This window comes from Paenibacillus xylanexedens, assembly GCF_017874615.1.
GTDB lineage: Bacteria > Bacillota > Bacilli > Paenibacillales > Paenibacillaceae > Paenibacillus > Paenibacillus xylanexedens.
Genome location: NZ_JAGIKV010000038.1, coordinates 17,826 through 39,976, shown reverse-complemented (window position 1 = coordinate 39,976; position 22,151 = coordinate 17,826). Strand labels below are relative to the sequence as shown.

Below are 22,151 nucleotides of genomic sequence, written 5' to 3'. Positions count from 1 at the left end.
TGGCTACTTTAACTTTTGGCGCAGACTTCTGAAAAATTGAGTTAGCATCGTGGAGCATTCAGGCTGAAGGATATCCGGAATCACCTCGGTACGATGGTTAAAACGAGGCTCCTGTAACAGGTTCATCAGTGTACCTGCACAGCCTGCCTTGGGATCAGCCGTACCATAGATTACGCGGGGGACCCTGGATTGTACAATTGCACCTGCACACATTGGACAAGGTTCCAGTGTGACGTACAGAGAACAATCCAACAAACGCCAAGCTCCGATGGTCTCGCTGGCCTGACGAATAGCCACCATCTCTGCATGGGCGGTGGAATCCAGTGTAGTTTCACGCAGATTGTATCCCCGACCAATAATTTGGTTATTTTGTACGATTACAGCTCCAATCGGCACTTCCCCAAGAGCCTCAGCTTTGTAGGCCTCGGCAATGGCCTCTCGCATCCAGTGCTCATGCTGAGCTTCCTCAGATAAATGCGCAAGATCGGTCTGAAGAAAATGGTCAGTCATTACTATATAACTCCTTCCAAAATCGTTTATTCAGCGAACAAATATTCGGGTTGTTAACATGTTGTGTATAGAATTGTGGATAACCGTGTAGTTGCTCACATAGTTATAAACAAACTATCCACAAGCCTGTGGGTATGTGGATAAATATAGTGATTAATTTCATTGTAGAGTTCGAAAATGCAAAAAACAACGAATTTCGAGCTTTTCAGTCATTCGGTAACTTTTGGACACGGGTCAATTATCCTTTTCAAAAAGACATACAAGCGTTATGATGGAGATAGGTTTTGCCATATATCGCCAGAGGGTACAAGCCGAGAGGTGAACAAAAAAACTTGTCTATTAAAACGAAATTATCCATGATTATGTCGTGCTCAGTGCTCGTTATTTTAGTGTTGAATATCGCACTGAGTTATTATACTACAGAAGAGAATCTGAGGCAGGACAGTGAAACCAAGATGGTGCTCACTGCAAAGCAGATTGCAATTGCTGTCGAACAGAATCAATACAGTTCGGATTATGTAAAACGGCAGATTGGAAACAATCTGTGGCTTGCTGCTGTTATGGCAGCGGAAGAATTGGACCCGGATATTAATAATATCACAAATGAAGAACTTGTACGCTTGAGCCAAAAGGTCGGCGTCTCACATATTTCGTTAATGGAGCAGACGGATGATGACATCGTTGTTAGCCGCTCCTCAGATCCGAGAGAAATCGGGCTGTCCACTAAATCTATGACTTATTGGTATCAGGCCTTTAAGCAATTGTTTGAAAAACAACAGGTGACGATTCCCCAAGGGCAGAAGTTGGAGCATTTCTGGTCAGATGGATTCGAATATTCGACATCCAGTCCTTCGGATATTGATATCTGGGGTTACTACCATGATGGAAAGAGAAACTACATAATCAATCCCTTCTATAATAATACGGAAGTTGATGACTATGTGAAAATCTCTAGTCCGGATGAGATTTTAAATAAAATTCGTGAGGTCAATCCCTCCATTCTGGAGATTACAGGCATCAATCCGTTGACTTTTGGCAGCCCGAACATGGGTGATGACGGAAGAGATTCGAACTTTAGCAAGTTGAATAACAGACCGATTCGTTTTGGTACATACCAGTATGGTTCTACGGATGAGGATCATCGTGCTGTGGTGCGCGCCATTCGAACAGGGCAAAATGTATCTTTTGTCAGTGAAACGCACGAACAGAAGGTACTGAAGAGTTTTATTCCCATTTTCACACCCAATCAGTCTTCCTATGTGATCAGTATTGTCATGGACTATAAGCAAATATCCTCCATGGTATCTGAGCAGTTGGTGAGCCATGCCTCCATATCGTTGGTTTTGCTGGAGATTGTGATCTTTGGCAGCTATTTGCTCGCAGGGTATATTACACGTCCGATCCAATCCATACTGGGCAAAGTGAATGATGTAGCGGATGGGCACTTTGATTTCCGTCTGAAAGTAAAGAGGAAGGATGAACTTGGCCAGCTGGCCAATCGTATTAATGCCATGATTCGTAATCTGGGCCATTATACGAGCCGTCTGAAACAGATGTATGAAGAGAATCGGGCGGTGAAAGAACATCTGGAGTCCATTATCAATCAGACAGCGGATGCCATTCACATTACGGATCTTGAAGGAAAAGTGCTGCGGGTTAACCGGGCATTTGAACAATTATATGGCTTTCGAAGTCGTGAGGTGGAAGGTCGTAATCTCAAGATCATCCCGCCAGAGGCAGAAGAAGAAATGAAACGTCAGCATGCCCAACTCGTTGAGGGGATGTCCATTACGTCCAACGAAACTACCTGGATGAAGAAAGACGGGACCCGAGTAGAGGTCAGTGTCAGTACAGCTCCGGTACGAGACGAGGCTGGAGAGATTACCGCACTCATTAGCGTCTCCAGGGACATTACAAGTCGTAATCGGATGGAAGAGCTGCTCAGACGTTCTGAGAAGCTAACAACCGTGGGTCAGCTTGCAGCAGGTGTGGCACATGAGATTCGTAATCCACTGACCACGCTGCGCGGGTTCCTACAGTTACAGCAAGAGAGCAATAAGCTGAATCATCGTCATCTGGATCTGATGTTATCGGAACTGGATCGAATCAACCTTATTGTTGGTGAATTTCTGATTCTGGCGAAACCGCAGGCGGTTCATTTTCAGAATCGGGACATTCGTTTTATTCTTGGCGATGTCATCTCGTTATTGGATAGTCAGGCGCATCTGCATGGTGTAGAATTTGTACTGCGTGCCTCATCCGATTCGGCTATGGTACACTGTGAAGAAAATCAGTTGAAGCAGGTATTCATCAATTTGCTGAAAAACGGTATGGAGGCCATGCCAAATGGAGGAAACATCCATATCAAGCTCAAGCATGACGAGCAGTCGAAACGCGTCAGAATTGAGATCAGGGATGAGGGCATTGGTATCCCGGAAGAGATGATGCCCAAGCTTGGGGAACCTTTCTTTACGAATAAAGAGTCTGGAACAGGGCTTGGCCTCATGGTCAGTCAGCGCATTATTCAATCACATAAGGGCATGATGGATATTAAAAGCGTCATGAACAAGGGAACAACAGTTATTATTGAACTGCCTGCATCCGAGCAACAACCGGAAGTTATTGAGGTAGATCAGGTAACAGATGACACATTTACAGATGAAGAGAAATAGATGAGGTGAGATTACCTTTTGCGTATTAATAAATTTATTAGTGAAACAGGTTACTGCTCCCGGCGTGAAGCCGACAAGTTGGTGGATAGTGGTCAGGTAACCATTAATGGAGTTAAGGCAGAACTGGGCAGTCAGGCAGAAGAAGGCGACGATGTACGAATTAATGGTAAACCAATCAAGGAAAAGAGAAAACACGTATATATTGCGCTGAATAAACCGATTGGAATCACAAGCACAACCGAGCAGCATATTCAGGGCAATATCGTTGATTTTGTCGGGCACGATGAACGTATCTTTCCAATCGGACGTCTGGATAAGGACTCGGAAGGTTTGATTCTGATGACCAATGATGGTGATATCGTTAACCGGATTCTTAGATCAGAAGGGCGCCATGAGAAAGAGTATATCGTTACTGTTGATCGATCTGTAACCCCGAGTTTCCTTAGAGGTATGAGCACTGGGGTGAAGATCCTGGGTGAAATGACCCTGCCTTGTACCGTGACCCGGATGACGGATCGAGTATTCCGTATCATCCTGACTGAAGGAAAGAACCGTCAGATTCGGCGGATGTGTAGTGCCTTTGGTTACGAGGTTCGTAAGTTAAAGCGTATTCGGATCATGAACATCCATCTTGGAGAAATGGCGACAGGTTCATGGAGAGAGCTTACCCCTGCTGAAAAAGCGGAGCTGGGCGGTCTGTTGGACTATTCGCTGGAATAGTTGATTCGAGTTCGACTAATTTAACCGATTAAAGCTCTGCTTTCCGTAAGGGAGTGCAGGGCTTTTTGGTATAGGTTCAATGACGACAGGTGAATCTTCGCAAATAGTGTGAAAAATGTAGAGATAAACCAGGCATAAGCCTTATAAAACCAAAAAGACCGTTCTCCTTGTACCTGGAGAACGGTCTTTGGTTAATGAATCGCTGCAGGCCTCTAGTTTCCTCCGCCAACGGCTTTTACATTTGTATTGTTACTTTGATACTTCCGAATGATAGATACCTCTACACGGCGATTCTGTGCCCGTCCGGTATTGGTGTCATTGCTGGCAATCGGGTGATACTCTCCATAACCACTTGGTGTGAATTTGGAAGGGTCCAATCGCGAGTTCAGCAACAGGATTTTCAGGAAGTTGAGCGCACGATCTGCGCTTAGATCCCAGTTATCCTTATATTGGTTGTTCGAAATGGGAATATTATCGGTATGACCGGATACAACCACTTCATATTCAGGGAACTCCTGCAGCATGCTTGAGATTGCTTTGGCCAGGGATCGTGATTCAGGCTTCACATCTGCTCGGCCTGAGGAGAACAGAGCGTTATCACTGATGGTGATCTTCAATTCAGACTGATTCAGCTTGGTGTTCAGCTGGTCTGAAAGCCCGTTCTTCGAGATATATTTGTCGAGTCGCTCTTTGAGTTTCTCCAGGTCTTCTTGTTCTTTCTTAGCCATCTGTGCATCTGTAATCTGAGCTGGTGTTTTCTTGGTAATTTCTGTAGGTTCCTGTTTGTTCTTACCCAAATCAGCACCTGGCGTATCCGGATTCATGGACGAATGGTCCAGAATTCCGGAACCTCCATTTAATGCACTGTTTAGTGCGGAAGCCATCTGCTCGAACTTAGCTGCATCGATTGAACTCATGCCGAACAATACAATAAACAGAGCGAGCAACAAGGTCATCAAGTCGGAATAGGGAAGCAACCAGCTCTCGTCTATATGCTCTTCATGTGGTTCGTGCTTCTTAGCCTTTTTCACCTGATGATCCCTCCTTCTCTTCCAGTTGTTTACGTTCGGAAGGTGTCAGGAATACGGATAACTTTTGGTTGATGGCGATGGTGGATACACCGGATTGTATGGATAACAGTCCTTCAACCATCATCAGCTTGATCTCCATTTCTTGCTTGGACATCCGTTTCAGCTTGTTAGACATCGGGTGCCATAACACGTAACCACTAAATATACCAAGGAGTGTTGCGATAAATGCTGCCGCAATCGCATGGGAGAGTTTCTCCATGTCACTGAGATCGGCAAGTGCTGCGATGAGACCTACAACGGCCCCCAGAACCCCGAGCGTTGGTGCATACATCCCCGCCTGAGCGAAGATCAAGGCACTGCCACGGTGGCGCTCCTCTGTAGCATGAATATCTTCCATGAGCACATCACTCACAAATTCCTGATCGTTGCCGTCTATAATCATACGCATACCGCCACGAAGGAACTGATCGTCAATCTCTTCTACTTTTGATTCCAGTGCAAGCAAACCTTCACGACGGGTAGTGGAAGCCCAATCCATAAATGTGCCGATCAGGGATACGCGATCAATAAGTACTTGATTTTTGAAAACAATCCCGAAAAGCTTAGGGATTTTCTTAACTTCAGACATCGGAAATGCGATAAAGATGGTTCCTGCCGTACCAACAAAGATAATAATGTAGGCTGCGGGATTGTTAACCAGGTTGATTAAGGGCGCACCCTTCAAGAACATACCAAATACAAGGGAGACCAGCCCCAAAATTAGTCCAATAATCGTTGAAATGTTCATCATACACCTCATCCATGAGATAAAATTGAATCCTTTCAAGCGGCTGTGTTCGGGCTTCCGGACGAATTTTTGGCCGCAATCCGTTCAATGTTAGGCATTCCTTACGGTTGCTAAAACAGTTAAAACGGTCATATATGTATTTATCGACCAGAAGGCCTTTTTTTTTAAGGGCTATTTTCAGGTATAATAAGATCAAATCCGCTCCTTAGGGGCCGAATAGGAGTGAAAAGCCAATGGGCGTAAAGCATGGACGGGATTATGAAGGAATTTTGACAGATCTGACAACGGCAATCGGACGCATACCGGATCGGTATGTTTTCTTTGAAATGGACGCGGAAGAGTGGGAGAGACTGGCTGCATCTGACCAACTTGAAGTGGATGAGGCGCTGGCGGAGGATTTGTTTTATGCGCTGGGCGAGGATTCTGTTATTCCGGTTGGAAGTGGCGTGGTCATCCATGATAAGGAACAGCACCGCATTCATATTTTGATCGGGGAAGAAGAGTTGACATTTGTACCTTTAATTTAGTGTGTTTACATGTATTTTCAGGGGTATGAATGGAACTGGAATTGTCCTCAAAGCCTTATGGCTAGTGGTTCTATGCCATGTAGTTGATTGGATTTTGAAGCTTGTCCGTGGTAAGATGTTAGTCGTGAAATGGGCCAACCGCATGGCGGTGAGCCTGGCCTTTGAGGTTGCTGTTGATAGCGCCGAAGGTGTCGGTGGTTATACGGACTCACGTCTGTAATGTACCATCCTATGGGGAGGAAGATAACGCATGGTTTTTTCGCAAGAGGAAGTCGAAGCTCATCTGGGAAGGCTGGAAGGCTGGGAACTGGAAGAGGGACGGTGGATTGTACGTAAATTCGTGTTCTCCAACTACATGAAAGGGATTGCATTTGTGGATGAGGTCGCTGCGATCTCGGAAGCATTCAATCATCATCCTTTTATTACAATTGATTATACAACGGTTACGCTGCGTCTCACATCATGGGATGCGGGTGGTATTACATCTGTAGATATCAAGGAAGCAGGGCAATATAACGAAGCTTATGACAAAATGAGGTCGCAATAACGAGGTCGGTTATTTTCACGCGGCCAGAAGTGAGTGAACCATACATGTCAGACTATAATCAGAAACAACCTCTTATTGCTGTCGTAGGCAGTCTCAATATGGATCTTGTGGTGAAGACAGACACGATTCCGGAAGAGGGAGAGACGGTGAGCGGTGAGGAGCTGCATTATCTCGCTGGTGGCAAAGGGGCCAACCAGGCTGTTGCCGCTGCGCGTCTGGGTGGACAGACTACGATGATTGGTGCGGTGGGATCGGACGGTTTTGGCGAACGTCTGCTGCACAGTCTGACGGAAAGTGGTGCAGATGCCTCGCAGGTTCGCATATTGGAAGACACGGTTACAGGGACGGCTTCCATCTGGCTCTCTCGGGGAGACAACCGGATTATCGTTATTCCTGGTGCGAATGGGCACGTGGTGCCTGAGATGCTGGAAGAGGCGGGTACGGTAAAAAGCCTGACTGCAGCCGCAGCGGTGCTGCTGCAGCTGGAGATCCCGCTGCCAGCGGTTACCCGCGCCGCCCAACTGGCGGCTGAAGGCAACGCACTGGTGGTGCTCAACCCGGCTCCCGCGGTGCCGGGTCTGCCCCAGGAGCTCCTGCGGTGCGTCGACGTTGTCACGCCGAACCGCAGTGAGCTTGCCGTGCTTACCGGCCGGGATCATCTCCGGCCGGAAGACCTAGATGCGGCGGTCGCAGAGCTCGCCGCATCCCTCGGGGCCGCTGTCGTCACGACGCTCGGCCCCGAGGGGGCTGTGTACGCGGCGGCGCCTGGTGGCCGCGTACAAGCAGAGCGTGCCGGCGCGTGCCGTGCGCCCGGCTACGCCGTAAGCGCCGTCGATACGACCGGCGCTGGCGATTGCTTCAACGGCGCGCTGGCAGTAGCCCTCGCGCGCGGTGAGACTTTGGACGCGGCCGTAGGCTTCGCCATGGGTGCGGCCGCGTTATCCGTGACGAAGCTCGGCGCCCAGTCCGGGATGCCGTCCGCACGTGAAGTTGAGGCCTTTCTGGCTGAGCATGCCGCAGAGGCCTAATAATTGATATAACAAAGAGGCTCTTATTCTCCGAAAAGGGGATTAAGCGCCTCTTTGTTATGCGTGTGCAGAGATTATTTCTTCTCTGACAGCCACATGGCGATATTTGCAATCTCTTCGTCCTGCAGTTTACCCTTGAAGGAAGGCATGCCACCTTTACCTTTGACAATCGTAGAATAGATCTTCTCCAGATCATCCTGGCTACCGATGTTGGCCAGAGCAGGTCCTACGCCACCCTGAAGCTGATCTCCGTGACAGGAGATACAATTGGCTTTGACCAGTGCTTCAGCCTGTCCGGCATCCAATGTGACTTCCGGCATGGTTGGCTTGGCTTCTTCAGCCACTTCTTCTTTCCCTGGAAGCGTAAACATTAAAACAATAGCTAAAGCGCATGCTGCAAAAAATACTCCGCTCATGATCCATTTGTGCATCCCTTATGTCCCCTCCAGAATGAAAGATCATCTAACCTGAAACTATCCATATCATTATAACGGAACCTGTACTGACATCATAGCATTTTGTGGGAATTTTTTGAACTAATCACATAACAAGGGGCAAATTTGGTTGTTTTGCAATGGATTCTAACCGCGAGGCCCTTCATAAACCATACAGTGAAAGGGCTTCAAGCCGCTTGGGGTCTGTCGTTCGTATGTATCCTGGGTGACAAATCCACTCTTCAGATAGACTTGAATGGCACGAGCATTCCAAGTGAGTACTTCCAGATCAATTTCATTCGTGGGATTTCGGCGAATAGCTTCCTGTACAATGGCAGTGACAAAAGCTGTCCCTTGACCCTGACCACACAGCTCTGGATGCATGCCAAGGCCAATCCGGGTTACCCCTTGAAGTGGGAAGTATTGAGCAAACCCACATATACGATCGTTCTGATCCAGGACGATGGCATATTGCTCCTGCCGCAACTGTGCATCTCCGAATTCCACTTCCAGGGCTTTCATCTGCTCCCAGGGGAGCCAGCTGTAGATATTGTAAGGCGGATCATACTGCCAACTGCAGATAAGCTCCGCATGTTCTTCTCGCATGGGTACAACGTGAAACGTCACAGGGGTTTCCTTCATACACCTGCATGCTCCTTTCCTTGAAACAGAACTCTTGTCCACTCTACAAAAGAGATGTTCATTTAGCAAGTCTTCCTTCCCGAGAAAAAAAATGAAACAAAAGTTCCGGTAATTCCGTTTATATTATAACGGGATGGGTAAAAACATCATAAGGGCACGGACGAACGAACGCAAAATGAACCTGTTGATGTCGCGGGATATGCCCCGAGTATACCTTGCAACATGAATCAGGATTGAAGCACAAAAAAACCGCCGGATACATTCCTGCGGAGAATGTACCGGGCGGTTCTGTTATGCTTCTTGCTTCGTTCCAGTATGTTTAATGGTTACAGCATCATGTTGCTCAGCTTGTCCCTAGTCAAGGGCCAGTGATTCATATGCGTCCGTGCTCATAATCCGTTTAGCGCCAACATAACGATTGGCCCAATAGTTTTCACTCAATGCACTGATCGTAACGCCTTTGGAAGAAGAGGAGTGTGCAAACTTTCCATCCCCTACAAAGATTCCTACATGGGATACGCCTTTACCTGTTGTATTAAAGAACACCAGATCGCCAGCTCTCATTTCCATGCGGGACACGGAATCGCCCATGTCGAATTGGGAACTGGATTGGCGTGCCAAATCAATACCTAATTTGTCGAATACATACCGTGTAAATCCGGAGCAGTCAAAGCCGTTAAGCGTTGTTCCCCCACTTTTGTATGTAGTTCCCATTGCTGAATCAATTACTGTGTCCATCTTTGAATCTGCGAATGCGCTACCTGCACCAAGCGATAAAGCGAATGTGATGCTAAGTACAGCTGCGGTTAATTTCTTCTTGAACAAGAGATATTCCCCTTCCAACGCCTGCGAGGTTAGCTTAAGGATTCGGTTGAAGGTCCCCTATGATCCCTCTGTAGCAAGATCAATTCACCCATAACTGGTTCCCCCGCTTCCCAGGTGCCAGGAATTTGGCTATGCTAGTTATGCACCTGCGAAATCAAGAAATGACGATTTAATTTTAAGTAGTTACAAATATGAATGTAAAGATTACAAAGTTGTTACTAAAAACTCACTGCGATTATTGTAACAGAGGAGTACGGCTTTGGCAACGTTTAGCAACAAATTTAGCAAAAAAAACCTCGACCTTTGACGGGGAAAGGTTGAGGTTTGCCTATTTATAAGTACATTTTAGGCCATGAGTTTAACATGTGATGGTAACAATTTTTAAACTATCTGCTCTAACCTTTGGATGTTTTGGACTGCCATAACCGGAAATGGGCGCATATTTTCCACAGGCTCAATAGACATCTGGCAAGTGGATACGTCTGTTGTAGTATAAGTCCGGTTAGTCCTGTTAGTAACCACGAGGCTGAAGTGAATGCCCCGAAGATAAGCAGATGAATACTGCCCAGCAGCAGTGCAATGCCGATCACGGTGATGAGATGACGCAGTGCAATCCAGAGCGCTTTGATTGTGCCGTGAGCGCCACCTTCTCCTTCTGGTGCCGAAACACCGAACTGCATGTAGAGCAGGGCATGGTGGATGATCCAACCATATACAATCCAGGCAGCAACATAAGGTATACCAGGCAAAAGTAATTGAAGGGAATGAAATCCGTCCATGAGAATCGAGTAAAGCTTCGGTATGAGCCAGTAGGCAGGCAGAAGTATCAATAATGTACGTATGGTGTGGAGCAGCAGCATCGGTTTCCACAGATTTTTGATTCCGCGGACAAAGGGGATGCGCTCTTCTGTAGAATTAAAGTGCTGAAGTGAGTAGAGTAGTCCTGCCTGAATGAGGGGGCTGATCAACATGCGAACCAGCAGCATGCCCCCTAGAATCCATAGATAACGATGAACCTCCGGATGGGTAGACAGGTTAAGTTGACTTTCCATTTTGAACAAAAGTGTACTCAGCTCACCGGCATCAGCATCTGGATAGCGAAGGAGTAGTGGGATGACCGCTGATTGTACCATTCGATAGAAGAAATATCCCCAAATGAGTTGATAAAGAAATAAGAGTGCGGCAATGAACATATGCTGACGGACGAGAAACCAGCCTTCACGTATTTTCGCTTTCACCGTTTCCACCTCACCATGACAGACCTCCGAATATGGCTTCTATTAGTTTGGTTACACTCATGCTCCAGCGGGATTTCGTAGGCTCATCCAGTCCGGATTTCAGGAAATTATTCATATGGCGGTTCTCCAGCACGATCGTGTACAGGGGATCGGTCATGGCCCAGGATACGGGGGATGTGTGAGTTAATTTATACGTGATGCGATCTTCTTTGCCATTCCATTGCTTGGTGAGGATATGCCCGTCTTCAAAAGCAATGCGAACAGGAACGGCGCTGTAATCACTCCCTTTTTTTGCGATCGTCACGGATGACTCGTACAATGTTTGACCGTCTTTCTGTACGGGCGTAATACGAATCTTCTCTACAGCAAAGTCAGCCATCCCGTTACCATAGACGTATTGATCAAAATAATCAGACCAGGAAGTGCGGGTCACTTGTTCCACAATTTTCTGAAAATCAGCCGAAGTGGGATGTTTGAAACGGTACTTCTTCACATAGGTAGAGAGAATACGCTCCATCTTCTTGGCACCAACTTGATGTTCAATGCCGAGCAATACTAGCTTGCCGCGTGTGTAGACATTGGCTGCATACTCATCCTGTGAATCGAACTTCCAGGACTCTTGTGTTAAGGATGAAGGAGATGTAATCAGTCCCGATTGTACCGGCAGATTCGGAATCAATCCGTATTCCTGCTCCATCAGTTTGTCTTCAGCATAAGAGGTGAATCCCTCATCCAGCCAGGCTTCTTCGAATTCGTTGCTGGCAACCATGCCGTAGAAGTACTGGTGTCCGATCTCGTGGACTACGGTACGTTCCAGGTCATAACCTGGCGTAGTGTCATCGGCTCCAAAGGCCGTAACTAGCGTAGGGTATTCCATACCTCCAGCACCGTTCCCCGCTTTGGGTGGAACTACGATGGATAAGGTAGCATAAGGATATGGGCCAAACCATTTGCTATAATTGGCTAGTGCGGCCTTCGCGGCGTAGAAGTAACGTTCTTTCAGATCCTGATGAGCAGGGTCCAGATATAACTTGATTCGTACACCAGGCACATTGGGTGCAGAGAAGGGTTCCTCGGCGTACACAAAATCGGGTGAGGCTGCCCAGGCGAAGTCATGCACATCATCGGCATAGAATTGATAGACCTTTTCTCCATTCTTCACCACGGCTTGCTGCGTCGGAAATCCGGTAGCAGCAACTTTGTATGTTTCAGGCACCCGAATACGTACACTATATATACCGAAGTCGGCGTAAAACTCTGAATTGCCATGGTACTGGTGCAGATTCCAGCCTTCCGTTGCTCGTCCACGTCTACCCACAGGTTCATAGGCACTGATTTTGGGAAACCATTGACCTGCCATGACAAAATGATCAGCAGTTCCCATCCGGGCAAAAATCTTCGGCAGATTCACTTCAAATCGAGTGTGGAGCGTGATGCTTTCCCCGCCTTTGACGGGTTTGGGCAAGCGTACTTTAATGAGGGTGGTGTCCTTAATATTTCCGTCATCTGGTTGCACATACTGCATCCGGTGCAGCAGAGAGAGCCCGTCCTCCGTTTTCATTTCGGTAATGTTCATGGAGCCGTAGCCATTGGTAGGCATGACATCACCCCGAAGCTTTCCACCGGATTCCTTCATAAAGGTGGTGTCAGCAGAAGAGAAGGCGTTGGGATACATATGAAAGTAAAGCTCGCTGACGGTTTTTTTACCTGGATGTGTCCAGGTAATCGTCTGAGTCCCTTCCAGTACATTCCCTTCGACCAGCTTCACATCCATGTGATATTCCACAACACGGTTGCTGTACACTTCGGCAGTAGGGGTCTGTACACTTTCTGGAGGTGCTGGCGTTGGGGCTATTGCCTTAGGCTTGCCCGATTCGGGGGCGAGTACTGGCAATTCGGAATGAGCTGAGCGATTATAACCCAGAGTGATCCATATCCCTCCGGCAAGTACACACAGGGCCAGGGATGCAGTGAGCCAGCTCTTGGCGCGTCGTGGAATCATCGTTAAATACCTCCCGTTGACAAGCATCTACAGCATGTATATGTTTGCAATGGGACAATTATTAGTTAAAATATTTGTATCAACCCTTGGAGGTTATAAACATGGACCAAAACGAGCAAAACGGCAAAAAACAGATTGCCTTGAATATCGTTAGTGCAAAAAGCAAGCATAAAGGCTTCGGTGCAGGCTCCATTGAGCTGAATAACCTTTCCCCGGTCATTATTGATAATGGCGAAGCCAAAATCGATATCGGTGCGATGCATGCGAAGAGCAAAGTGGAACGCAATATCAAGTTCTCTACCAATCGTGAGGATGTGCCCAACGGACGCCAGGTATGGCTGGTATGGGTAGCTGTCGATCGCACGGAAGAAGGCCAACTGTATGGTGGAGCAACGGCATGTGAGATGTGGATTGATACGGAAGCAAGACGTGGATGGAAACTGCTGGCGGAACATGTGAATCGCATGGATTATGCCTTGAAGCGTCGCTTCATGCTGGATGAGCTTGGACCTGAAGCTCGAGCTGCACTTAAGACACTGCTAATCTCACACAACGAAGACTGGTGGAATGCTTCTCCAGATGTATTGAAGGAAGCACTCGCCTAAGGCAGATCTTTCAACACAGTCTAAAAGAAAAAAAGCAAAAGGCCCCTTGACCGGAAAGTTCGGTTGGGGGTCTTTTGCTTGTGCCTTAATCGTATTCATCGATCTGAATAATTATGAGTTTTCATCCGAAGTGAATTTCCAATTGTTCAATATAACCAGGGGTTATAGGTGACGTAACTAAGTCATTGCGCATTTACGTCATTCTACCCACCAACGTTTGAAATCTCCCCACCAGGAATGTTTCTCTTCCTGTATGCCTTGTTGATTCTGTACCTGACGGGTCTTCTCATCTTCTCCAGAATCCGAATCATCCGTCGTACCATGACATACCTCTGTCGGTTCAGTACCATCAATAAAAACTTCCAGCCGTTTCTCTTCACAACCGTTGCCTGCCAGCTTGCCGGATTCCGGATCAATATAGACACTTACGACATGATCAGGCACGGTGAAGATTTTGGGTGGTACGCTCGCAAGTGCCTGTTCTGTGAACTGGGCAAAGATCGGAGCCGCCCGGCGGCCATCCGAAGTCGAGATGGCTTTGCCTTGGTCGTACCCAACCCATACTGCGGTGGAGAGCTCAGGTGTGAATCCAACCAACCAGGCATCTGTATTGGTTGTTCCCGTTTTTCCCGCTACCGGACGTTTGATCGCCTTAGACACGCGGTTGCCCGTTCCTCCATTTTCGAAGACACTTTCCATTAAACGAGTCAGAACATAAGCTGCCGCAGGTTCCACCACAGTCTCTGCCTTCGTCTGCGGCGATTCGTAGAGTACACGTCCTGCGGCATCCGTCACTTGCAGAATGGCTACAGGTGGCGTCCGTTGTCCACCAGCAGCAATGACGGAAAAGGCCGACGCCATCTCCAGCGGGCTGACAGGTGAGGTTCCCAGTGCAAGAGAGGGCACGGCGCTCAGGTTACTTGTAATGCCGAGATTTTTTGCCATACTCACAACCTGCTCAGGACCGATCTGCATAATGGTGTTCACCGCATAGATATTGTCTGAAGCGGCGATCGCCTGTCTTAGATCAATCTCTCCCAGATACTTGTCTCCAAAGTTGCCGGGTTTATAGGTTTTGCGGTCATTGTCATAGTGAAAAAGGGTAGGTTCACTGTTAAATATGGATGCACTGGTGAGCTGCTTGGATTCCAGGGCTGCCAGATACATAATCGGTTTAAACGCCGAACCTGGCTGGCGCGTTGTCGCCAGTACATGGTTAATCTGATTGGTGCGGTAATTCTTGCCTCCTACCATGGCTTTGATGTAGCCCGTCCGAGGGTCTATGGACACAAGGGCCGTCTCCAGCTCGCTTTTGGCATCCATACCCTTCGCTATGGCATCTTCAGCAGCTTTTTGCACACGCAGATCCAGGGTGGTGTAGATATTCAATCCCCCATGATCCAGCATCGCTTCACTGATTCCCAGCTCTTTGATGGCCAGATTCCGGATATAGTCACGGAAATACGGGGCACTTTCCACCGTTTTACGCTCACTTTCCGGTTTGAACGAAAGCATTTTCTCATAGGCCTTATCCGCTTCGGCCTGGGTGATCTTGCCGATATCAGCCATAGCATTCAGCACAATCTTCTGTCGGTCTTTGGCATTTTTCATATGGTTATAGGGTGAATAGTAGGTAGGTCCTTTCGGGATTCCTGCCAGCATGGCACTCTCTGCAAGATCGAGCTGTTTGGCTGATTTGCCAAAATACATTCGTGAAGCCGCTTCGATTCCGTACGCACCATGCCCATAATAGATTTCGTTCAGATACATCTGCAAAATTTCATCCTTGCTGTATTTCATCTCCAATTGCGCCGTGTACATGGCTTCCTTGGCTTTGCGAGTCCATGTTTTCTCATGAGATAGATATAGGTTACGCGCCAGCTGTTGAGTCAATGTACTCGCACCTTGCGACATCTGCATATGTTCGAGGTTAACGAGCACAGCCCGTCCCATCCCTTGCACGTCGAACCCGTAGTGATTATAGAATTTGCGGTCCTCTACAGCCAGAGTGGCATGGACCAGATCTGGAGCGATATCCTCCAGTTGAACGGGTACAGAGTCTTTGCCACCTGCGGAGAAGGTAGCGATGACTTCACCCTGACTGTCCAGTAATCTGGAATTCCGGTCAGAGTCTGCGAGAGGCAGGCTGGTTGCGTATAGATAGACCAATCCTGCAGCGGTAGCAAGTATAGCGAGCACGGCGAGCAGAGACAGGTTTTTAATGAATTTTCGTACACGGAACCCGCGTTTGCGGGTCTTTTGATTTGGCTTGGTCATGGAACGGGCTCCTCTCTTTTCTTCCAGTATGGGACTTGATTGGCAGGGATATTCAATCGGGTGCATAAGCAAACAAAATGTAGCATTTCCGCCTTAAAAACCGTTTTGCAGTATAAACGTCAATCGCGTATAATGCAAAAGGGTAATGAAAAGGTAAGATTCGGCACAAGATACTATCTATATAATGAAGTGAACCGCGGACCTTTCCCGCAGGCCAGCAATGATAACGCGATATGGCGCCGAACGCTGGACGTGCTTGGGCGAACCGATTATAGTGCACAGCACTTGGTCGGGTATGGCTGATCATTAACTTTACGGAAAGAAGGTAGAGATTATGGAATTGTGGTTTACGGAGAAACAGACCCCGGTATTCGGGATCACCGCGAAGATTAAGCAGACCTATGTTACAGAGAAAACGGATTTTCAAGATTTGGCCATGGTAGAGACCGAAGAATTCGGTAACATGTTGCTTCTTGATGGCATGGTGATGACGACTGTAAAAGACGAATTCGTATATCACGAAATGGCGGCACACCCTGCGCTGAACACTCACCCGAATCCGAAAAAAGTTCTGGTTGTCGGTGGCGGCGATGGCGGAGTCATTCGTGAAGTCATTAAACATGCTGCTGTAGAAAAAGCTGTTCTCGTCGAAATTGACGGTAAAGTTATTGAATACTCTAAAAAATATTTGCCTGAAATCGCCGGCAAGTTGGACGAGCCTAATGTTGAAGTGCTCGTGAACGACGGCTACATGCATATTATTGAACATAAAAATGAATACGATGTGATCATCGTAGATTCTACGGAGCCTGTAGGTCCGGCTGCGCCATTGTTTGAGCGTGGGTTCTACCAAGGCATCTACGAAGCATTGAAAGAAGACGGAATCTTCGTTGCCCAAACGGACAACCCTTGGTTCAAGGCGGATCTGATCCAGAAGGTGAACAAAGACGTCAAAGAAATCTTCCCGATCGTACATGTGTACGGCTGTAATATTCCAACCTATCCAAGTGGTTTGTGGACATTCACCATGGGTAGCAAGAAACATGACCCGCTCGAAGTGGATGAGACTCAAATCCTGGAGATGGATACCAAGTATTACTCTCCACGTCTGCACAAAGCAGCATTTGTACTTCCTAAATTCGTGGAAGATTTAACGAAATAAAAGGGGAAATCATTAATGAAACTGGATCAAGCTTATTCAGGAAACGTATTTATTTGCAGCTCTGAGGATTATGAGAACTCCAAAGCGGTTATCTATGGCATGCCGATGGATTACACCGTCAGCTTCCGTCCGGGTTCACGTTTCGGCCCATCTCATATCCGTCAGGCATCGGTTGGACTTGAAGAGTACAGCCCATATCTCGACAAAAGCATTGTAGACATGACATACTTTGACGCTGGAGACCTGCTCTTGCCTTTCGGTAACGCGGGCCGCAGTCTTGAAGTAATTCATGAATACATCGGCAGTCTGCTCGCTGACGACAAATTCCCAGTTGGTCTCGGTGGCGAGCATCTGGTTACTTGGCCAGTCATCCAACAGATGTACAAGAAATACCCGGATCTTATTCTGATTCATATTGATGCACACGCTGACCTTCGTGAAAACTATGAAGGCGAGCCATTGTCCCACTCCACACCAGTGCGTAAAGCAGCTGAGTTGATGGGTGGCAAAAACATCTATCAGTTCGGTATCCGTTCCGGTTCCCGTGAGGAGTTCCAGTATGGTCGCGAGAACATCAACTTCTATCCATTTGAAGTGGCAGCTCCGATGAAGGAAGCTCTTCCGAAGATGGGCAACCGTCCGGTGTATGTGACCATCGACATCGATGTGCTTGATCCGTCAGCAGCACCAGGAACAGGTACAGCAGAAGCGGGCGGCATTACGTCCAAGGAACTGCTGGAAGCCATTCATATGATCGCAGGATCTGATGTAAATGTAGTTGGTTGTGACTTGGTTGAAGTTGCACCAATCTATGATCCAACACAACAGACACAGATTGTAGCTGCGAAGCTGATCCGTGAAATGCTGCTTGGATTCGTGAAATAATCACAGAATAATCGATAAGTATAACGCTCTCTGTCTGCGCGGGTTCAACTTTGCGCAGGGGAGGGCGTTTTGTATTGTTAACTTTTGTACAGAGCTGTGCTATACTGACTACATAAGTATTCAGTAGTATATTAATTGATATATTACATTCGTGAAGTATATGGTGATCGGGTTCGGTCATATACTAAAAAGAGCCTTTACCGCTGCCAACGGTAAAGACTCTTAGGACCCGAAAGGCTGTGGATTGCCACGGCGCGCATGAACTAAATAATGCTATTCAAGCAAAACCCACCGTCAGGCTTCCGACCTTATGAGGTGGGTTTTCGCTTGCGACGAAACTTTTTGCGCAACCAACGGTAAAGCTTTCGCCCACTCAGTACAATACTGAGGATCGCAGCAATCCATCGGATTACATCAAGCAACGCCACAAGTTTGACCATCGACGTCACCCCCTTTCGGGAAGCTGCGCCGTGGTCTGGAAAACATCCACCGATACTCAAAAGTCCATAACATCAATTATAGCACGTATGTTCCCTTGCCTCTACCATTTATTTCATGTGTTAGTATGGACTCTCCTCTTACGCAGATATCGTGCCTTGGTATGACTCTATCTTAATACTTGTGTATAATATGGAAATAGAGGAAGGGAAAGGTGGATGTGAATGCGTGTGATTCGGACTCAATTGAGTATGTATCCCAGGTGGCTGACTGCAGTTTTTATAGTGTTTGTCATCAATTTTGTATTAGCAGTGACGATATTTCTTAACTTCACGTTGATGGTGGCTGATCTGGCCATGCTTTTTGCTGCATATAGTATTCGTGAATATAAATACAACAAAATATATTTTAGTTTATGCCTTTTATTAAGTATCAGTTTTGTTATCCTTGGTATCAGGACATTTCCCATTTAACTTAGAGTACACAACGTTTAGTAATCAACCACCCTTGCCTACATGATACCAATCATGGGTAAAGGTGGTTTTTTTCTTGCGAAATTGTCATCGGGGTTAATCAGATTGTTACGTTAGAACCATCAAATTTGGGTAAAACCATAGAAGGAGGTGTTACGATGACAACCAAGAGTACAATGACATGGAAACGGATTGGTGCACTCGCATTATCGTTAACGCTGGCTTGGGGGATGGGTCCGGTACATACGCTATCAGGTGCTAACGCTGCATCTTCACAGGCATGTGGAAAGGGAGATCATGGACTATCTGCTACATTGAAAAAGGGCAGCGGTGTGGAAGAGCAACACCTGCAATTTACGGACATTGATTTTCTTAATGATACGACTGGACGAGCTGGGGGTGAAGGCTTCCTGATCGGTACCTCGAATGCAGGATGTACGTGGCAGTCCATATATACCGGGCAGTGGCAATTCACACAGCTTGATTTTCCGAATAATGTGAACGGATATGCGCTGGCGCGAGTGAAGAATTCACCTGCAACCTATCTGATCCGTACCCATGATGGGGGATCGCACTGGACGCGGCTCGATACGCCGGGCATTCAATTCAAGCGAATTGATTTTCGCAATAAAGATGTAGGTTATGGTTACACCTATAATGGTGTATATCAGACGAAGGATGGCGGGGTAACCTGGAGTAAATTGAATACGCCTGCCAACACGCGTGCAGCTGCCTTTGCAACAGAGAAACAAGGGTATGCCGTCGTGGTTGTACCTGGATCGGGATATCATCTGAAGCAAACGAGTGATGGCGGCAAAAACTGGACAACCTCTCTCCGAGTTGTCTCAGACACATGGAGCGGAGCGGATCTGTATGCACATGGCCAGCAAGTATGGGCCCTTCTGTATGGTGATGCAGGCATGTCCCAACAATCCTACTCCCTCTATGCGAGCGGTAATCAAGGCAAGAACTGGACCCAAGTATTTGCGCAATCCACAGCAGGGGGAGGTCCTGCACCAGGTACAAACAGTACGGGCAAAGGAAACGGACCAGCCAACCCAGGTGGTCATCCCGGCAACATGGCGTTGATTGGTAATCAGACGGCGTATCTGTCTGCAGGTTCACCCGCAGCTGGCAAAGTGGGTATTGGACGTTCTTATGATACAGGTTCCACGTGGAAAAATATTGACCTGAAAGATCCGGGATACAGTTCCCGTATCTCGTTCCCATCTGCCAAGACGGGGTGGCTCGCAGTAACAAGTGATAACTCTCCTGCGATCTATCAGACTACAGATGGTGGAACGACGTGGACACAAAAAATGTTGTTGCCTTCAGAGCAGGATTAAATAGCCTGTGAATCTGAAATAACAACGGAGCAAATCCAAATTAGAAATGAATAAAAATCAATTTGGTAAGTCTCTGTATGAATTTCTATAACAAACAAGCCTCTTCCTAATCAATTACACAGGAAGAGGCTTGTTTGTGTAGAAATAAAAACGGTTGAAACCTACTCTAAAACGAGTTATTGTAAGCGATAACAATACATTATATGGAGGTTGAAATCATGGTTGATGTTATTTTAAAGGCGGATTCGGATCAAGGATTAATAAATCGCAATATATATGGTCATTTTTCCGAACACTTGGGACGTTGTATTTATGAGGGGCTGTGGGTAGGAGAAGATTCACCTATTCCGAATACGGATGGGATTCGAAATGATGTATTAACGGCCTTACAGAAGCTTAATATTCCAGTACTTCGCTGGCCAGGCGGTTGTTTTGCCGATGAATATCACTGGAAAGATGGTGTAGGTCCGAAGAGTGATCGTGCTCGTATGATCAATACACACTGGGGCGGTGTGGAAGAGAACAATCACTTTGGTACACATGAATTCTTGAGATTATGTGAGTTGCTCGGCACGGAGCCATATATCAGTGGCAACCTGGGCAGCGGTACAGTGCAGGAGATGCAGGAATGGGTGGAGTACATCACGTTTGACGGCGAATCGCCGATGGCGAACTGGCGTAAGAATAATGGTAGGGAAGAACCGTGGAAAATGAAGTATTTTGGCGTGGGAAATGAGAACTGGGGATGCGGCGGCAATATGCGTCCTGAATATTATGCGGATGAATATCGGCGGTATGCTACATATGTACGTAACTATTCCGGGAACGAGATTTATAAAATCGCTTGCGGACCCAACGAAGGTAACTATGAATGGATGGAAGTCCTAATGCGGGAGGCTGCTCGCTTTATGGATGGAATCAGTCTTCATTATTACACCATCCCTACAGGAGAGTGGAATGATAAAGGCGCAGCTACAGGATTTGGCGAGGCTGAATGGTTCACCACCTTGAAAAAGACACTCCATATGGATGAATTACTGGTGAAGCACTCCGAGATTATGGACAAATATGATCCAGAGGGCAGAGTCGGCATTATTGTGGACGAATGGGGCACGTGGTATAACGTTGAGCCTGGAACCAATCCAGGGTTCCTGTACCAACAGAATACGATGCGGGACGCTGTGCTTGCAGGCGTGAACCTGAATATTTTCAACCAACATAATAAACGGGTACACATGGCGAATCTTGCACAGATCGTCAATGTGCTTCAATCGCTTGTGCTCACGGAAGGGGACAAAATGCTCCTGACCCCTACGTATCATGTATTTGATATGTATCAGGTTCATATGGATGCACAGCGATTGGATTTGAATTATGAAAGCCCAGGATACACATTCGGAGAAGAGACCATTCCGCAGCTCAGCTTATCAGCTTCCCGCAACAAGGATGGGGTCATTCATGTGACAGCTTGTAATCTGAGTCATACGGATGAGTTGGAAGTTGTGTGTCAGCTGGACGCAGCTCAAGCGGATAAAGTAACCGGGCAGATTCTGCACCATACTGATTTTGGTGCATTCAATACCTTTGAGCAGCCGAATCATGTTCAGCCTATGGCTTGGGAGGGACTCACACTGGAGAATAACACCTTGCGTTTTGTTCTTCCTCCAGCATCGGTAGGGGTCATCGCTGTAGAGGGTTAATGATGAAAAGGCAGGAACCTTGCAAGGGCTGCGATGATCAGTATGATGTGAAGATTAGCGATGCTAAAATGGCCAGACTTGTTGAGATTGCTTCACGCTCGCGTCCAACGGTACAGGATGAGGAATATGAGCGGCGGCTATCCATCTGCTCTGCCTGTCCGGGATTGCAATATGGCACAACTTGTCGGCACTGTGGCTGTCTCGTACAGGTGCGAGCGAAGCTGAGCGAGTCGACATGTCCTTTTCCTTATGAATCACAATGGGCCTGATCGGATGAATGAATCTTATTATAATGAAGCAAA

22 protein-coding genes and 1 riboswitch are annotated in these 22,151 nt (G+C 47.2%); of the genes, 12 read left to right on the top strand and 10 right to left on the bottom strand.

Features of this window, described 5'->3' with window-relative positions:
* Positions 1 to 3 precede the first annotated feature (3 nt).
* On the bottom strand, positions 4 to 510 hold the full coding sequence (gene tadA, locus J2Z28_RS29660) for a tRNA adenosine(34) deaminase TadA (protein ID WP_017691321.1): 507 nt from the start codon (positions 508 to 510) through the stop codon (positions 4 to 6).
* Positions 511 to 842: 332 nt separating this feature from the next.
* On the opposite strand from tadA, the gene J2Z28_RS29655 reads away from it, so the two are divergent.
* Together J2Z28_RS29655 and rluF are read left to right on the top strand one after the other, a co-directional pair.
* Positions 843 to 3,182, top strand: a complete 2,340-nt coding sequence (locus tag J2Z28_RS29655) for an ATP-binding protein (RefSeq protein ID WP_211085586.1) — start codon at positions 843 to 845, stop codon at positions 3,180 to 3,182.
* An 18-nt stretch (positions 3,183 to 3,200) separates the two neighbouring features.
* Entirely contained in the window at positions 3,201 to 3,902 is a 702-nt protein-coding gene (rluF, locus tag J2Z28_RS29650) for a 23S rRNA pseudouridine(2604) synthase RluF (protein ID WP_036607293.1), read from the top strand.
* Between the two features lie 212 nt (positions 3,903 to 4,114).
* Here the strand turns inward: rluF and motB are convergent, their stop codons facing one another.
* Positions 4,115 to 4,933 carry a flagellar motor protein MotB gene (motB, locus tag J2Z28_RS29645; RefSeq protein ID WP_211085585.1) on the bottom strand — a complete coding sequence of 273 codons (819 nt, stop codon included), beginning with the start codon at positions 4,931 to 4,933 and terminating at the stop codon, positions 4,115 to 4,117.
* Complete coding sequence (motA, locus tag J2Z28_RS29640) at positions 4,920 to 5,720, bottom strand: flagellar motor stator protein MotA (protein ID WP_211085594.1); 801 nt, start codon at positions 5,718 to 5,720, stop codon at positions 4,920 to 4,922. Before motA ends, motB begins: the two co-directional genes overlap by 14 nt.
* 233 nt (positions 5,721 to 5,953) lie before the next feature.
* On the opposite strand from motA, the gene J2Z28_RS29635 reads away from it, so the two are divergent.
* The 4 genes from J2Z28_RS29635 to rbsK are packed head-to-tail and all read left to right on the top strand — an operon-like array spanning position 5,954 to position 7,822.
* Positions 5,954 to 6,247: a hypothetical protein gene (locus tag J2Z28_RS29635; RefSeq protein WP_017691316.1), complete on the top strand. Its 294-nt coding sequence runs from the start codon at positions 5,954 to 5,956 to the stop codon at positions 6,245 to 6,247.
* 25 nt (positions 6,248 to 6,272) lie between these two features.
* Positions 6,273 to 6,467, top strand: coding sequence for a hypothetical protein (locus J2Z28_RS29630; RefSeq protein ID WP_211085584.1), 195 nt, complete (start codon positions 6,273 to 6,275; stop codon positions 6,465 to 6,467).
* A gap of 30 nt (positions 6,468 to 6,497) precedes the next feature.
* Positions 6,498 to 6,794 carry a 4a-hydroxytetrahydrobiopterin dehydratase gene (locus J2Z28_RS29625; protein WP_017691315.1) on the top strand — a complete coding sequence of 99 codons (297 nt, stop codon included), beginning with the start codon at positions 6,498 to 6,500 and terminating at the stop codon, positions 6,792 to 6,794.
* Positions 6,795 to 6,838: 44 nt separating this feature from the next.
* Positions 6,839 to 7,822 carry a ribokinase gene (rbsK, locus tag J2Z28_RS29620; RefSeq protein ID WP_211085583.1) on the top strand — a complete coding sequence of 328 codons (984 nt, stop codon included), beginning with the start codon at positions 6,839 to 6,841 and terminating at the stop codon, positions 7,820 to 7,822.
* 74 nt (positions 7,823 to 7,896) lie between these two features.
* On the opposite strand, the gene J2Z28_RS29615 is transcribed toward rbsK, so the two are convergent.
* From J2Z28_RS29615 to J2Z28_RS29595, 5 genes are all read right to left on the bottom strand, one after another.
* A complete protein-coding gene (locus J2Z28_RS29615; protein ID WP_036607288.1) occupies positions 7,897 to 8,253 on the bottom strand; it encodes a c-type cytochrome in 357 nt (118 codons plus the stop codon).
* Positions 8,254 to 8,403: 150 nt separating this feature from the next.
* Complete coding sequence (locus J2Z28_RS29610; protein ID WP_036607287.1) at positions 8,404 to 8,898, bottom strand: GNAT family N-acetyltransferase; 495 nt, start codon at positions 8,896 to 8,898, stop codon at positions 8,404 to 8,406.
* Between the two features lie 354 nt (positions 8,899 to 9,252).
* A complete protein-coding gene (locus J2Z28_RS29605) occupies positions 9,253 to 9,723 on the bottom strand; it encodes a C40 family peptidase (protein WP_036607285.1) in 471 nt (156 codons plus the stop codon).
* Positions 9,724 to 9,726: 3 nt separating this feature from the next.
* Positions 9,727 to 9,864: riboswitch (cyclic di-AMP (ydaO/yuaA leader) on the bottom strand.
* Positions 9,865 to 10,118: 254 nt separating this feature from the next.
* Positions 10,119 to 10,961, bottom strand: a complete 843-nt coding sequence (locus tag J2Z28_RS29600; RefSeq protein WP_211085582.1) for a hypothetical protein — start codon at positions 10,959 to 10,961, stop codon at positions 10,119 to 10,121.
* A gap of 10 nt (positions 10,962 to 10,971) precedes the next feature.
* Positions 10,972 to 12,963, bottom strand: coding sequence for a M1 family metallopeptidase (locus J2Z28_RS29595; protein ID WP_211085581.1), 1,992 nt, complete (start codon positions 12,961 to 12,963; stop codon positions 10,972 to 10,974).
* A 101-nt stretch (positions 12,964 to 13,064) separates the two neighbouring features.
* Here J2Z28_RS29595 and J2Z28_RS29590 point away from each other — a divergent pair, with 101 nt between their 5' ends.
* Complete coding sequence (locus J2Z28_RS29590; RefSeq protein ID WP_017691308.1) at positions 13,065 to 13,568, top strand: YwhD family protein; 504 nt, start codon at positions 13,065 to 13,067, stop codon at positions 13,566 to 13,568.
* 198 nt (positions 13,569 to 13,766) lie between these two features.
* On the opposite strand, the gene J2Z28_RS29585 is transcribed toward J2Z28_RS29590, so the two are convergent.
* Positions 13,767 to 15,845 (bottom strand): transglycosylase domain-containing protein, encoded by a 2,079-nt coding sequence (locus J2Z28_RS29585; protein ID WP_211085580.1) that lies wholly within the window; start codon positions 15,843 to 15,845, stop codon positions 13,767 to 13,769.
* A gap of 334 nt (positions 15,846 to 16,179) precedes the next feature.
* Between J2Z28_RS29585 and speE the strand changes: the two genes are divergently transcribed.
* Positions 16,180 to 17,007: a polyamine aminopropyltransferase gene (gene speE, locus J2Z28_RS29580; protein WP_211085579.1), complete on the top strand. Its 828-nt coding sequence runs from the start codon at positions 16,180 to 16,182 to the stop codon at positions 17,005 to 17,007.
* Positions 17,008 to 17,022: 15 nt separating this feature from the next.
* A complete protein-coding gene (speB, locus tag J2Z28_RS29575) occupies positions 17,023 to 17,892 on the top strand; it encodes an agmatinase (protein WP_036607280.1) in 870 nt (289 codons plus the stop codon).
* Between the two features lie 308 nt (positions 17,893 to 18,200).
* Here the strand turns inward: speB and J2Z28_RS31590 are convergent, their stop codons facing one another.
* A complete protein-coding gene (locus J2Z28_RS31590) occupies positions 18,201 to 18,332 on the bottom strand; it encodes a hypothetical protein (RefSeq protein ID WP_280530872.1) in 132 nt (43 codons plus the stop codon).
* A gap of 629 nt (positions 18,333 to 18,961) precedes the next feature.
* On the opposite strand from J2Z28_RS31590, the gene J2Z28_RS29570 reads away from it, so the two are divergent.
* From J2Z28_RS29570 to J2Z28_RS29560, 3 genes are all read left to right on the top strand, one after another.
* Positions 18,962 to 20,149, top strand: coding sequence for a WD40/YVTN/BNR-like repeat-containing protein (locus J2Z28_RS29570; protein ID WP_211085578.1), 1,188 nt, complete (start codon positions 18,962 to 18,964; stop codon positions 20,147 to 20,149).
* A gap of 218 nt (positions 20,150 to 20,367) precedes the next feature.
* Entirely contained in the window at positions 20,368 to 21,849 is a 1,482-nt protein-coding gene (locus tag J2Z28_RS29565) for an alpha-N-arabinofuranosidase (RefSeq protein ID WP_211085577.1), read from the top strand.
* On the top strand, positions 21,849 to 22,118 hold the full coding sequence (locus J2Z28_RS29560; protein WP_244988609.1) for a DUF6171 family protein: 270 nt from the start codon (positions 21,849 to 21,851) through the stop codon (positions 22,116 to 22,118). The genes J2Z28_RS29565 and J2Z28_RS29560 overlap by 1 nt, the downstream gene beginning before the upstream one ends.
* Positions 22,119 to 22,151: the final 33 nt, after the last annotated feature.

Excerpts from the sequence above, each read along its gene's own strand:
- rbsK (WP_211085583.1), top strand. The coding sequence starts at position 6,839 with ATGTCAGACTATAATCAGAAACAACCTCTTATTGCTGTCGTAGGCAGT.
- J2Z28_RS29625 (WP_017691315.1), top strand. The coding sequence starts at position 6,498 with ATGGTTTTTTCGCAAGAGGAAGTCGAAGCTCATCTGGGAAGGCTGGAA.
- J2Z28_RS29615 (WP_036607288.1), bottom strand. The coding sequence starts at position 8,253 with ATGCACAAATGGATCATGAGCGGAGTATTTTTTGCAGCATGCGCTTTA.
- J2Z28_RS29610 (WP_036607287.1), bottom strand. The coding sequence starts at position 8,898 with ATGAAGGAAACCCCTGTGACGTTTCACGTTGTACCCATGCGAGAAGAA.
- speB (WP_036607280.1), top strand. The coding sequence starts at position 17,023 with ATGAAACTGGATCAAGCTTATTCAGGAAACGTATTTATTTGCAGCTCT.
- J2Z28_RS29585 (WP_211085580.1), bottom strand. The coding sequence starts at position 15,845 with ATGACCAAGCCAAATCAAAAGACCCGCAAACGCGGGTTCCGTGTACGA.
- J2Z28_RS29590 (WP_017691308.1), top strand. The coding sequence starts at position 13,065 with ATGGACCAAAACGAGCAAAACGGCAAAAAACAGATTGCCTTGAATATC.
- J2Z28_RS29570 (WP_211085578.1), top strand. The coding sequence starts at position 18,962 with ATGACAACCAAGAGTACAATGACATGGAAACGGATTGGTGCACTCGCA.
- J2Z28_RS29560 (WP_244988609.1), top strand. The coding sequence starts at position 21,849 with ATGATGAAAAGGCAGGAACCTTGCAAGGGCTGCGATGATCAGTATGAT.
- J2Z28_RS31590 (WP_280530872.1), bottom strand. The coding sequence starts at position 18,332 with ATGGTCAAACTTGTGGCGTTGCTTGATGTAATCCGATGGATTGCTGCG.
- speE (WP_211085579.1), top strand. The coding sequence starts at position 16,180 with ATGGAATTGTGGTTTACGGAGAAACAGACCCCGGTATTCGGGATCACC.
- tadA (WP_017691321.1), bottom strand. The coding sequence starts at position 510 with ATGACTGACCATTTTCTTCAGACCGATCTTGCGCATTTATCTGAGGAA.
- J2Z28_RS29630 (WP_211085584.1), top strand. The coding sequence starts at position 6,273 with ATGAATGGAACTGGAATTGTCCTCAAAGCCTTATGGCTAGTGGTTCTA.
- motA (WP_211085594.1), bottom strand. The coding sequence starts at position 5,720 with ATGAACATTTCAACGATTATTGGACTAATTTTGGGGCTGGTCTCCCTT.
- J2Z28_RS29565 (WP_211085577.1), top strand. The coding sequence starts at position 20,368 with ATGGTTGATGTTATTTTAAAGGCGGATTCGGATCAAGGATTAATAAAT.
- J2Z28_RS29635 (WP_017691316.1), top strand. The coding sequence starts at position 5,954 with ATGGGCGTAAAGCATGGACGGGATTATGAAGGAATTTTGACAGATCTG.
- J2Z28_RS29595 (WP_211085581.1), bottom strand. The coding sequence starts at position 12,963 with ATGATTCCACGACGCGCCAAGAGCTGGCTCACTGCATCCCTGGCCCTG.